Annotated in this window: 10 protein-coding genes and 2 pseudogenes; 4 read left to right on the top strand and 8 right to left on the bottom strand. The window is 37.0% G+C overall.

Annotation, left to right across the window (positions count from 1 at the left end; genetic code table 11):
- The first annotated feature begins 162 nt into the window (after window positions 1-162).
- Together V7127_RS00155 and V7127_RS00150 are read left to right on the top strand one after the other, a co-directional pair.
- On the top strand, window positions 163-1,482 hold the full coding sequence (locus V7127_RS00155; RefSeq protein ID WP_335482777.1) for a GntP family permease: 1,320 nt from the start codon (window positions 163-165) through the stop codon (window positions 1,480-1,482).
- Window positions 1,483-1,605: 123 nt separating this feature from the next.
- Window positions 1,606-2,442: an NAD(P)-dependent oxidoreductase gene (locus V7127_RS00150; RefSeq protein WP_335482775.1), complete on the top strand. Its 837-nt coding sequence runs from the start codon at window positions 1,606-1,608 to the stop codon at window positions 2,440-2,442.
- A gap of 410 nt (window positions 2,443-2,852) precedes the next feature.
- Here the strand turns inward: V7127_RS00150 and V7127_RS00145 are convergent.
- From V7127_RS00145 to V7127_RS00125, 5 genes and pseudogenes are all read right to left on the bottom strand, one after another.
- Window positions 2,853-3,257, bottom strand: a pseudogene (locus V7127_RS00145) ((deoxy)nucleoside triphosphate pyrophosphohydrolase).
- Between the two features lie 292 nt (window positions 3,258-3,549).
- On the bottom strand, window positions 3,550-3,840 hold the full coding sequence (locus V7127_RS00140) for a hypothetical protein (RefSeq protein WP_335482774.1): 291 nt from the start codon (window positions 3,838-3,840) through the stop codon (window positions 3,550-3,552).
- 46 nt (window positions 3,841-3,886) lie between these two features.
- Window positions 3,887-4,471, bottom strand: a complete 585-nt coding sequence (locus V7127_RS00135; RefSeq protein ID WP_335482772.1) for a GDYXXLXY domain-containing protein — start codon at window positions 4,469-4,471, stop codon at window positions 3,887-3,889.
- On the bottom strand, window positions 4,449-5,741 hold the full coding sequence (locus V7127_RS00130) for a DUF2157 domain-containing protein (protein ID WP_335482770.1): 1,293 nt from the start codon (window positions 5,739-5,741) through the stop codon (window positions 4,449-4,451). Before V7127_RS00130 ends, V7127_RS00135 begins: the two co-directional genes overlap by 23 nt.
- Window positions 5,742-6,061: 320 nt before the next feature.
- Window positions 6,062-6,885, bottom strand: a pseudogene (locus V7127_RS00125) (MBL fold metallo-hydrolase).
- A 171-nt stretch (window positions 6,886-7,056) separates the two neighbouring features.
- Between V7127_RS00125 and V7127_RS00120 the strand changes: the two are divergent.
- Window positions 7,057-7,827: a S1C family serine protease gene (locus tag V7127_RS00120; protein WP_335482768.1), complete on the top strand. Its 771-nt coding sequence runs from the start codon at window positions 7,057-7,059 to the stop codon at window positions 7,825-7,827.
- 217 nt (window positions 7,828-8,044) lie between these two features.
- The gene (locus V7127_RS00115; RefSeq protein ID WP_335482766.1) at window positions 8,045-8,530 is read left to right on the top strand and encodes a hypothetical protein; all 486 of its coding nucleotides are present in this window, start codon (window positions 8,045-8,047) and stop codon (window positions 8,528-8,530) included.
- Between the two features lie 411 nt (window positions 8,531-8,941).
- Here V7127_RS00115 and sucD read toward each other — a convergent pair whose 3' ends face one another.
- The 3 genes from sucD to odhB form a co-directional block, all read right to left on the bottom strand.
- On the bottom strand, window positions 8,942-9,844 hold the full coding sequence (gene sucD, locus V7127_RS00110; RefSeq protein WP_335344679.1) for a succinate--CoA ligase subunit alpha: 903 nt from the start codon (window positions 9,842-9,844) through the stop codon (window positions 8,942-8,944).
- A gap of 45 nt (window positions 9,845-9,889) precedes the next feature.
- Window positions 9,890-11,050 carry an ADP-forming succinate--CoA ligase subunit beta gene (sucC, locus tag V7127_RS00105; RefSeq protein ID WP_335482764.1) on the bottom strand — a complete coding sequence of 387 codons (1,161 nt, stop codon included), beginning with the start codon at window positions 11,048-11,050 and terminating at the stop codon, window positions 9,890-9,892.
- A 291-nt stretch (window positions 11,051-11,341) separates the two neighbouring features.
- Window positions 11,342-12,571 (bottom strand): 2-oxoglutarate dehydrogenase complex dihydrolipoyllysine-residue succinyltransferase, encoded by a 1,230-nt coding sequence (gene odhB, locus V7127_RS00100; protein ID WP_335482762.1) that lies wholly within the window; start codon window positions 12,569-12,571, stop codon window positions 11,342-11,344.
- Window positions 12,572-12,581 lie beyond the last annotated feature (10 nt).

Raw genomic sequence — 12,581 nt, 5'->3', positions numbered from 1 at the left:
CAAGTGTTATTAGATTGAGGTGTAAGTTTTGTAAAGGTTTAATTATCGATCACGGTAAAAATTTCTAGTTAATTTAAAAACAAAGGATGTAATGTGAATTATTCAGAATAATAGTTGCTTACATAATATCCATAACAACTAGAATAAAGGGGAAAAATTAGAATGGATTTATTGGGTATAATTGGAATATTGTTAGGTGTTTTAACAATTATTCTCCTTATTATTAAAAAGTTCAGTATCATCATTGCTGCACCCATAGCGACAATTGTCGTATTGCTATTTAACGATGTACCTATACTAGAAACCGTATTTGGCAAAGAAAATTCTTATATGACTGCACTAGCTGGGTTTGTTGCATCCAATTTCGCTATATTCTTATTAGGTTCTGTATTAGCGAAATACATGGATAAAAGTGGGGCAACGATTTCAATTGCAAATAAAGTATTGTCGGTGGTAGGAACCAAGAACCCGTACAACGCATTGGTAGCATTATTTATTATTTCTGCCATTCTTACTTACGGTGGTATTAATGTATTCGTCATAATATTCGCATTAATCCCAATGGCTAAACCGATCTTCAGACAACTTGATATTTCGTGGAAATTAGTTACCATTCCTGTGTTTGGCGGGACTTCAACGTTTACTATGACAATGTTGCCTGGGGCACCTTCCTTACACAATATTGTGCCTTCAACGGCTTTAGGCACTACATTAACTGCTGCGCCGGTTATCGGAATCGTCACTTCCATCGCAGCAATAGTCTTCATATTAGTATTTATGAAATTCTCGCTGTCCAAAAGCTTGCGTAAGAACGAGACATTTCATGCAGATGAGAAGGTTGAAAGCAGTAATACGGAAACTGAGCGTGAGCTTCCACCATTTATTATCAGCTTACTGCCTATCATCGTATTATTAGGCATCATCTTACTATTTAGTTCTGTGAGTAACATCATTATTGTCGCATTAATTGTTGCGATCGTATTGAGTGCTATATTATTCCGTAAACAAATTGCTCAGCAAAAAGAGGTATTAAATCAAGGTGCTAACGAATCGTTATCATCAACAATAACAACTGGAAGTACAATTGCATTTGGTAGCATTGCAACAAGTGTTCCTGCGTTTAAGGGTGTATTTCAATTGATTCAATCCATTCCTGGACCTCCAGTACTTTCATTAATGATTGGTACAGGTCTTATAGGCGGTATTACTGCTTCAGCTGTTGGAGCAATTGGCATTTCTGTTGCGAATTTTGCCCCTATCTATTTAGAAATGGGACTAGATCCGGAAACGGTTCACCGCGCAATCGCAATCGGATCTGGAGCGCTATCAATTGTTCCTTATTCTGGATTCTTGATTATATTTAACAATATAACGGGATTAACTATGAAAGACACCTTCAAAAATGGATTTATCAGTATTAGTGTTACACACTGGATCGCAATGGCCGTTATTGTTGTCATGGCCATTTTAGGTTTAGCTTAACTAACTCTAGCAAGTTTTCATACTTGTTATGAATGATTCAACTATAACGAAACATATTAAGAACTTTATTCTAAAGTACTTTTTGAAATAAATTATCAATAAATCATCTAGGAGGAATTTATCATGAGTAAAAAAATTGGATTTGTAGGATTAGGAACAATGGGCTTCCCGATGGCAGTTAATTTAATGAAAGCTGGTTTTGAAGTAATCGGCTATGATGCTTTTAAAGGTGTTTATGAGAAAGCAAGTGCTGCAGGAATAACAATGGTAGAAACTTTAAATGAAGTGGCGGAACAAGCTGACGAAGCGATTATCTCAATGGTTCGAGACTATGCCCAAAATGTTGATATTATTTTTGGTGAGAACGCTATCTTATCTGCCCAACCTAAAAATAAAACAATTATTGTTATGAGTACACTTGACCCTGATACAATGAATGAATTAGGCAAAAAAGTCGAAGAAGAAAGTGATTTGAAATTAATTAGCGCTGCGGTAAGCGGTGGTGCTTCAGGTGCTCAAGCCGGAACATTATCGATTATGACAGCTGGTTCCGAGACAATCGTGAAATCTTTCCAACCATATTTTGATGCGATTGGATCCAATACATTCTACTATGGCGAGGAACCAGGCAACAGCCAAGTAGCAAAATTAGTTAATAATATGATTCTAGGTATTAACATGAATGCTCTAGCTGAAGGACTTAAATTAGGAAAACATTATAATTTACCTGAAGAAGAAGTATTAAACCTATTAAAAGTAAGTACGGGTGATAGCTGGGTAGCTAGAAATTGGAGCGATATTTCTGAATGGACAGCAGACACTGCCTTAGCCGTTCTACTTAAAGACTTAATTGCATCTTACAACCAGGGTGTTAAACATAATATTTCTTTACCATTCAATGCCTTATCATCCACACAATTATTTGACTCTATGGGAAAAGAGAAACCAGAAGCCAAATAATTAAATAAAGTTACCACTTAATTGGTTAATTATACAATCTCTCTAATAGGAAAGTGTTCTGTGCTAAACAGAATGCTTTCCTTATTTATTTAGCGTGAATGTTTCTTGTCCATTTTTTATTACCAAAATTCTATTAAGAAATTATCCTTAATAGTGACTTGGCCTTTTTTGTAATTCCTTCAATTATATTGAGTTTACGGGTAAGGAGGAATTCTATTTTCCCCGATTAATCCTTTACTTCACTATGATTTTTTCCGTGTATAATGCTGGAATCCTAAAACAAATATTTCTACAACCAAAGAAAAAAACAATTGATAAACCCCCATAAGTAAACGCTTGGATTTCATTCCATCCAAGCGTTATTTGTAAAAATTGCATTGTTATATGATTGGTTCTGTCCACACAGCCCGTTAGTTAGTGGGGAAATTCATTTCTACTAATTTTTTCACCGATGGAATATCAGCCGGAGCCCAATCTAGTGTACTGAGCTCATTTGGCTCTACCCATTTGATCTCCTTGTGTTAAGTGAGTCGCGGCTCCCCTTCTTTCAGTTTGCAGGCAAAAGTCGATAAATGAACGATACCAAAATCATACTCATAAACCGTATGATCAATTTGCCCGCCAATTTCAATTTGGCAATGCATTTCCTCCTTAATTTCCCGTTTTAGTGCTTCCTGCGGTGTTTCACCGACTTCTATCTTGCCTCCGGGAAACTCCCATTTGTACGGTAAAATTCTATTTGCTCCTCTTTGTGCACATAAAATTTTTCCATTAAGTATAATCACGGCGCCGACTACATATATATCCTTTTTCATTTAATCCCTCCATCAGATTTGATTTTACCATTTAATTCAAGAAGAATATTAAATACTTATCAATATTTACCATTAATTATTTCAGTTCCTCCCCCATTCTGTTCTATCAAACGTGAAAGCAAAAAAAAACAAGGTCACGAGAGAACTCATGACCTTGTAAATTATCAATTATTAATAATTAGAATAAGAAAATAAAAAGTCCACTTTCATAGAAGAGTTTGCTTTCTTTGACTCTCAATTTTTATCATACAAATTTTTAGACTAATTTCGAATAGCTCCGATCCCAACTAAGCTATCTGCATTTCATTATTTTTATTTCTTGTTCATTTAAAAGGATATCAGCAAACAACGTTCTTTCTTGAAAAGGAGCTCGATGGATGATCCCTGAGCTTTTCATTATCAAATTACCTGTTACACCAACGAAGCAACCTAATCTTCGGCTTGTTGATTCTAGCTTTCCTGGTTTTCTATAATCTAATGAATAGGATTGAGAAAAAAATAAACCGCTTTCATTGATCAATACCCTGTCATGTTCCATAACTTCCTCTAGAACAACTATACAACTAGAATCACTTTCTTCCATTACACTCTATCTTCCTTTCAATAGAACCAGTATGGATATGTTCCAATTAATTACGGGCATCCTTTAATACCTCCTGCAGAATCGGATAACCATCCTTTACCTTGATTTCCGCAATTAATCGACCTTCTCTAGCATCTTGTTCTAACTGTTTCCCAGTGTTTTCTTCTAAAAAGTATCGTTCAACTGGAATGTCGATGTATACAACTTTCTGGGAGTTTTGATCATCCCAATCGGAATAGGATAAGTAAGGACTCATGATTCCTTTAATGTAAGGGCTGGAGGATGGTTTTTTCTCTGTTATGATTACTGCTTCGTGGATCCCTGATTGTTGGTTTAATTCTAAAACGATGTAAACAGATGTATCTTTATAGTCTTTGAAGGAATGACCGTTACTCTCTAGTTTAGATTGAAGCTCCTTATCTAATAATGTTACAGGTAACCTCTCTATTTCAAATTGCAAATCTACGTAATCTCCATAGAACAAATCTCTTGGGTCAAAGGGGACTGTTTGCAGATAAATTGTTTCCCCAAAAAAGGTTGTTAAAAGCGGTTTTACTGTCATCCCTAACAAGATGATGACAGGAATGATTAGCGCAAGGAGAAATTGTTTATTCTTTGAAAGTTGGATCATTCTTTTTCCCTCCCTTTCTTGTTCGCTCAAACCAAATACCTAGTGCGATCAAGAGAATCCCGCCAATAAGGAATGCGATTGATTTGTTCATGAATTGCAATGATAAGTCTACATAGAAACGCAGGATAAACACACATACAATGGCTACCCCGAATAAATTTCCTTTACTTGCCATTGATAACGCATAGATGCTATATAATACTCCTATTACAATACAAGGGATTAAGGCCTTTGTATCAGTTGTTGCCCATTTAGGGAAACTTTCTTCCCATAAGAAAGGGATTGTTAGCATGATTGCTGTTATAAAGTGCACAGCTGAACCGATTACTTTCATGGGTAATTCATAATCTTTATGCCGAATATGCGTATACGCCAGACCAAGTACAAATAAGATGACGAGCAGCAAAATAATATTTTCCATTTCATAGAATACAAAGAATGTTACGATCGCCTGAATGACCATAAAAGTGTTGATAGTAAATAAAATGATAGACTTGTTTAGGAACTTGTGACCTACATAGAACAATGGTGGTATTAATACAATGAATATCCAAGGGAAAGATGCTGTTTCTGCAAGAGTTCGGAAGTAGAAATGCGTTTGGATAAATTGAAATAAAATAAGCATGTTAACCAGCAGCATAATTTTGCTGTTTTTTTTCATGATAAAATGCCCAAATAAGAATAAAAGAGGAATAAGAAAGATGGAGAGATACCACAAATCACTTTCGTAATGGATGAACTTCAGTTCGATAAATACATAAATAAATATTAAACTGATAGCTTTTAATATTTTATCTTTACAATAGAACGCTAACGGCAGAGTTCCTAACCCCCACCATATGAAAGTATTTTCTGCTTTGCCTCCTAAGTGGAATAGTTGTCCTATGTAAAATAACTCTCCACCAAAAGCAAATACCCCAATATAATAGAAGGCTTTGGCTATATACGGTCTCTTATTTTCTAATAGTCTGGCTGTTATGAAGAAACCAATTAAGATTGCGAGCAATGAGACATATTTTGTACTGCTTGTCATATTAGACCAGTTACTTGCTATAAAACTTAAAATACCTAATCCGATAAGCAAGGCTCCTATTGTTAAAAGGATGGAAATCATGTTGATTTTTTTACTCGGCTTTAATGCTTCATTAGGATACTCATAAAGTGCAATCAATTTATCTGCTTGGCCTTCTTGAAGGTTACCTGTTGACTCTAAATACTTGAATTCGTTCTTTAGGAAGTCGTATGACGACCTGTGTATGACTTTCTTCAAGTTCTTTACCCCCAGTTATTTCTTCGTGTTCAAAAAATCTATAACCTTTGTTTAAATCTATTCAAAAGTAACCATCCCATTCACTTATTCGTCAAAATATATTATTTTTTTTCGAACATCATTTTTATTATCCATTACAAATCTCAATATACTTACACAAGAAATCGACTTTTATATCAAGTCATTCTTTTGTCATGTGGAACATCCTTTAGAGGGAAATTAGTGTTGTACTGAAGTTAAAAATTTCAACTATTTATTCTAAATAATTTCATCCTTGTTTGGGAGAGGGACATAACCCCACGTCCCTTCCATACTTGAAATTACTCTCCAAGTTCAAAACCATTTACAAAATAATCCAAAGTCTCAAGCTCATCCTCATTCAAGTCTCGATTGACAATCGATTGATAGGCATTTTTTATATCATCATATCGCCCTTCGAATTGTTCAGTTAAATGGGCGATATTCCTTAACAATTTGGCCTCTTGCTGATATTCGTGTTTCGATACTGGCTTCCAATGAGAAAGGATGTAGGTTTCTGCATCAAATTGGTCGATTTTGTCTAAAAGCTGAAGTGTCCGTTTTACGGTCAGATTTCTTTTACTAGCATAAAGGTTAGCGTAAATCGCATCCCCCAAAAACAATATTTTTTCTTCTTTTATATAGACAATGACAGAGTCTTGTGCATGATCGCCGCCAACATGCTCAATTTGACAAGTGACTTCGCCTAGGTCAATGTCCATTCTTTTTTCAAAAGTTACTTCTGGAAGCTTTATCTTGATATCCCTCTCGCTTCCGAACTCTTTCTTTATAGCATTTGCGCAAAATTCAATCTCCACACCAGATTTAACTCGTTCATCCAAGGCAGCATCTGTCCATTCGAACGAAACGAGCTTTTCTAGCTCATCTTTCGTTTGTTTGGAAGCAACAGAAATCATGTCTAATGCGTAAGCACTACTAAACTTGGCTGAGGGATATGATTCTTTTCTAACTCGCTTAGAAAATACCTCGTATGTGCTTCTGAATTGCCAGCGTCTATCATTAAAGACCGTTTTTCTCCAATGACCACGCCTAAAATTGGCCGATCAGTCTCCGAAACAGGTGTTTGATACCAAAAGCGATTACTAATTTTCTCTAAAGTTTGCATCTGCATTCCTCCTACTCTTTTTGCCTTTTTCAAATAATCTTATTATACAATTTTTTTCCCAGTAGGATACGAAGTTTAAAGTAATCGTTTTTTTAGCAAATTAGATCTGGCAATTGTATAGTAGATTTATATTAATAATAAAGTTCGAATATATATGAAAGGATTTTACTGATGAATCATTACGATACTGATGAAAACAAAGAAAAATTCGAAGAACCGCCATTAGAGGATTTCTTGCCAAATGAAGAAGATGAATGGTTACGAGAAAAACAGAAAAAGCGAAATATAATTGTAAAAAGAACTATTTCAGTTGGTGTAGCGATTGCTTTAATAGTAAGCCTGCTTCAAATTTGGCCTCAAGTCTTCAATCTATCATCAATAAATTTTTTACAGAAATCAGCTGAACTATCGAAACAGGAAGATATTCAGGCATATAAAGAGGCTGTTGTTACTGTACACAACCAGTATTCTAAAGGAACTGGATTCAATATATCTGAAAATGGGTTAATCATTACGAATCATCATGTTGTCGATAACATGTATCCAATAACGGTCACATTCTCGAACGGGGACATTTTCCAAGCCACCATTTTACAATTATATCCCGACATCGATCTTGCCTTTTTACAAATTAATGGGGAACAATTACCCGCACTTCCTTTAGGACAGCCTAATACATGGGCTGCTTCCGATCAAATTTATGTGATTGGCAATCCGCTTTTACACAATCAAATTGCGATTGATGGAGTAATACTTGAAGGATCAGAAAAAAATGGAGTACTTATGCTTTCATCCCCTATATATAACGGAAACAGCGGAAGTCCTGTTATCAATTTAGAAGGAAATGTGATTGGAGTTGTTTTTGCAATATCAACGAAGGATCAAATAGGACTTGCCATTCCGATTGAGAAGGTGCTGGAGAAATTACCTGAAGGGTATTAAAGATCGAGTACAATTCATTCATATTTACTATAAAAATTCTACAGATTTAGCACCTCCAATATTTTTGCTTTCTTTGGATCTTTTGAAAATGACCATAATTGACTGCCACTTGTTTGAAGTTTTTTCCTTCGATGGACAAGCGCCGTTTCCATATCTTTATTTTTCCATAGTTTAAATGAGGAAATATTTCTTCATTAAATTAATGGTGGTGACCTAATTGGGTGTAACGTTTACCGGTCTTACTACAGGTCCATTTATAGTTCCTGGAAGGGTTACTGGCGACCCGACTGCAGTTAGTCCCGATAACTTTTTTATTGTTGTGAAAAATCCAACAACCACTCCTTTGCAAATTCGATTTTTTCTGGATGTTTGCTTAGAACCTGAAACAATGAAAGTAGAACATTTTTCCACCGATATGATCACTATTGATGCTGACAGTTGTTTTACGTCTCCTGGCCCAGTAAATTTTCCTTTGGCTCCTAGGTTTGTTGTTCGTGTATCAATGATTGGGGATATTCGTACAAAAGGGGAATTACTTGAGGCGGAAGTCGTTGGCTTTCGTACATTTGATTTAATGAATGAACCAACCATGTTCTTCCGTCATCATGATTTAATACCAACAAACAATATTTTTGTGCCTGAAGGCTTACCTGTCCCTTCATCTAGTAATTCGCTGTGGAAGAAGCATTCAAGGACGGGATGATGTTTTAAGTAGTTCTGAATTCTTCAGGTAGAGGGAAATTTGCGGACTGTGGTTCCGTTATTTCACAAAATAACCTATATGTCATAGACTTATCGGTCTTAGGGTTCCGTTAATAGGGTTCAAGGGGGGAAATTTTATATGATTTTCATCGATTAACGGAACAGGTGTCCGTTAGCTTATGGAAATAGGGGGATTTTAAGTAAATAGCTGAATGGGAGTCCGATAAATTTTGAGAGTTTAACAAGTAGGGTTTAATAATAGTTTGCGAAACTAGAAAGGCAGCTTACTTGATGGTATTGGATTAAAGTCAATTAAGAAAAGCCGACTCAAAAAGATCGTTCATTAACAATCCCCCAGAGTCAGCTTCATTTATTAGTATTCATTTAATTTCTAGTAAAGCTTCTTCCTTACTTAATGTGTCTTACACTTATCGTAAAGACCTTTTTCCTTCAGTACCTTAATCAATGTTTCGCCCATTACAGATGGTGTGTCGGCTACTTCAATTCCGCATTCATTCATGACGCGGATTTTTTCATCCGCAGTACCTTTACCGCCTGAAATGATGGCTCCAGCATGTCCCATACGTTTTCCTGGAGGTGCAGTTCTCCCTCCAATGAACCCAACTACAGGCTTCGTCATATTCGCTTTTACCCATTCAGCAGCTTCTTCTTCAGCCGTTCCGCCGATTTCCCCGATCATAATAACTGCATAAGTTTCAGGGTCTTCATTAAACGCCTTTAATACATCGATGAAGTTCGTACCGTTAACAGGGTCGCCACCAATACCTACAGCAGTCGTTTGACCGATTCCAGCTTGAGTTAACTGATGAACGGCTTCATATGTTAGTGTTCCAGATCGTGAAACAACTCCCACATGTCCTTTTTTATGGATATAGCCTGGCATAATCCCAATTTTACATTCATCTGCCGTAATAACGCCCGGGCAGTTAGGACCAACAAGACGAGTCTTCTTGCCTTCCATATAGCGCTTTACTTTTACCATATCCAACACAGGAATATGTTCAGTAATACAGATGGCTAAATCAAGCTCTGCATCTACTGCTTCTAGAATCGCGTCTGCAGCAAATGGAGCTGGAACATAGATGACGGAAGCAGTAGCGCCAGTAGCTTTGACTGCTTCAGAAACTGTGTTAAATACTGGTAAACCTTCTACTTCAGAACCGCCTTTACCAGGAGAAGTTCCTCCAACAATTTTTGTACCGTATTCTAGCATTTGTTTTGTATGGAAAAGTGCTGTTGAACCAGTAATCCCTTGGACGATTACTTTTGTATCTTTGTTAATAAATACACTCACGATAATTCCCCTTTCTGCTTTCACGAAACTTAAGCTTTTCAGTTATTACCCTACTAATGAAACGATTTTTTGTGCGCCATCAGCCATAGATTCAGCTGCAATGATTTCAACGTCAGACTCAGCAAGGATTTTCTTACCTAAATCAACATTAGTTCCTTCTAAACGAACAACTAAAGGCACCTTTAACCCAACTTGCTTTGCAGCTTCCACTACACCTGTTGCGATAACGTCACATTTCATTATTCCGCCAAAGATATTGACAAAAATACCTTTTACGTTTTGATCAGAAAGAATGATTTTGAATGCTTCCGTTACTTTCTCTGCTGTTGCACCGCCGCCAACATCAAGGAAGTTAGCTGGATCGCCGCCATAGTGCTTTACGATATCCATTGTGGCCATCGCAAGACCTGCACCATTCACCATACATCCGATATTGCCGTCTAATGAAATATAGCTTAAGTCATACTTAGAGGCTTCAATTTCTTTCGGATCTTCTTCTTCTAAGTCACGTAATTCTAGTATATCTTTTTGACGATACAGAGCATTTGAGTCAAAGTTTAACTTCGCATCTAATGCCATGACTTTTCCATCGCCCGTAACGACAAGCGGATTAATTTCTGCAATAGAACAATCCTTCTCGATATAAGCTTGATATAAGCCCATCATAAATTTAACTGCTTGTCCTACTAGTTTAGTTGGAATATTGATATTAAAGGCTATGCGACGAGCCTGAAAAGCTGTTAAGCCAATAACTGGATCAATTTCTTCTTTGAAGATTTTTTCTGGTGTTTCTTCAGCTACTTCTTCGATTTCAGTACCGCCCTCTTCAGAAGCCATTAGAACTACGTGTGAAGTAGCACGGTCCAATACTAGTCCAACATAATACTCTTTTTGAATATCACAGCCTTCTTCAATGAGAAGTCGCTTGACTTCTTTCCCTTCAGGCCCTGTTTGATGTGTCACAAGTGTTTTTCCTAAAATCTCGGTTGCATACATACGAACTTCTTCTAAATTTTTTGCAACCTTAACACCGCCAGCCTTTCCTCGGCCTCCAGCGTGAATTTGTGCTTTCACCACACATACTTCAGTTCCTAGTTCTTTTGCTGCTTCTACTGCCTCTTCAACTGTAAAAGCTACTTTTCCGTTCGGAACCGTAACTTCGTATTGTCTAAGGACTTCTTTTCCTTGATACTCATGGATATTCATTGTTTTCCTCCTCTAGTTTAGAAAGCCTTTTTTTTATGCTAGGAACCTATTCAATGAAACAAATGATAGCTTCCTTATTTTCCTACTATCAAAAAACCATAGAGTGGTAATAAGATAATGCTCCTGATGACCATTTAACCCTGTGAAACCATTGAGTAGTCATCAGCTAACGCTTCTGATGCCCATTGCACCCTGAAAAACCATTGAGTGGTCATCAACTAACACTCCTGATGCCCGGTTCCCACTGAAAAATCATAGAGTGGTCATCAGAATGCGCTCCTAATGCCCGGTTCACCCTTCTAAAAGTAATTTTTCTGGGTCTTCGAGAAGCTGTTTCACTCTTACTAAAAAGCCTACTGCTTCTTTTCCATCAACAATGCGGTGATCATAAGAAAGAGCGATATACATCATCGGTCTAATTTCGATTGTTTCATTATTTATCGCAACAGGTCGGTTTTGGATTGAATGCATGCCCAAAATTCCTACTTGTGGCGCATTTAATATTGGTGTTGATAATAATGAACCAAATGTGCCCCCATTTGTTATGGTAAATGTTCCACCTTGCATGTCGGCTAATGTAAGCTTAGAATCTCTAGCTTTCTTTGCTAAATCTCCAATTTCTCTTTCAATTTCGGCAAAGTTCAAACGATCGGCATCTCTTACGACAGGAACGACTAATCCTCCCTCAGTAGAAACAGCAACTCCAATATCATAGAATTTTTTCGCAACGATTTCATCGCCTTGGATTTCTGCATTCAGTAAAGGATATGCTTTAAGCGCACCTACAACTGCTTTCGTAAAGAAGGACATGAATCCTAATTTCACATCGTTTTGTTTTAGGAAATCATCTTTTCTTTTCTTTCTTAAATTCATAATCGCGGTCATGTCAATTTCATTGAATGTTGTTAACATCGCCGCTGTGTGCTGAACTTCTACCAGACGTTTTGCAATCGTTTGTCGTCTGCGAGTCATTTTAATTCTCTCTACTGGTTTGCTATCTGCAATAGTTGGCTGTTGTACTCCCGGTGTAGCTGCTGGAGCTGGTTTTGCTGCAGGTGCTTGTGTTGATGGTTCGAAATTAGATACATCCTGTTTACGCACCCTGCCTAATGGATCCACTGCAGCCACTTGATTTAAATCAATGCCGTGTTCTCTCGCATATTTTCTTGCAGCAGGAGAAGCAACTACATCACTTGAAGCGGCAGGCGTTGGTTCTGATTTTTCTTCGGCGGTTTCTTTAGGTTCATTTTGACCGCTTTCGGAAGATGAAGGAGTACTGCTTTGGCTGCCTTCGCCAATAATCGCAACCGTTTCTCCTACATTGACGGTGTCACCCTCTTCTTTCAATTTTTCTTGAAGGACTCCATCGTACTCAGAAATAATCTCTACATTTACTTTGTCTGTTTCAAGCTCAAGTATATAATCACCTTTTGCGACCGTTTCACCTGGCTGCTTTAGCCATTGTGCAATGGTACCCTCTGTAATCGATTCTGCTAATTCAGGAATTTTAATCTCTGCCATTTGTCTGCAC

Source organism: Bacillus sp. JJ1773 (assembly GCF_036962035.1).
Lineage (GTDB): Bacteria > Bacillota > Bacilli > Bacillales > Cytobacillaceae > Cytobacillus.
This window is presented reverse-complemented; position numbering and strand designations above follow the sequence as displayed.

Coding starts and splice junctions, on each gene's coding strand:
- V7127_RS00155 (WP_335482777.1), top strand. CDS start 163: ATGGATTTATTGGGTATAATTGGAATATTGTTAGGTGTTTTAACAATT.
- V7127_RS00150 (WP_335482775.1), top strand. CDS start 1,606: ATGAGTAAAAAAATTGGATTTGTAGGATTAGGAACAATGGGCTTCCCG.
- V7127_RS00140 (WP_335482774.1), bottom strand. CDS start 3,840: ATGGAAGAAAGTGATTCTAGTTGTATAGTTGTTCTAGAGGAAGTTATG.
- V7127_RS00135 (WP_335482772.1), bottom strand. CDS start 4,471: ATGATCCAACTTTCAAAGAATAAACAATTTCTCCTTGCGCTAATCATT.
- V7127_RS00120 (WP_335482768.1), top strand. CDS start 7,057: ATGAATCATTACGATACTGATGAAAACAAAGAAAAATTCGAAGAACCG.
- sucC (WP_335482764.1), bottom strand. CDS start 11,050: ATGAATATCCATGAGTATCAAGGAAAAGAAGTCCTTAGACAATACGAA.
- odhB (WP_335482762.1), bottom strand. CDS start 12,571: ATGGCAGAGATTAAAATTCCTGAATTAGCAGAATCGATTACAGAGGGT.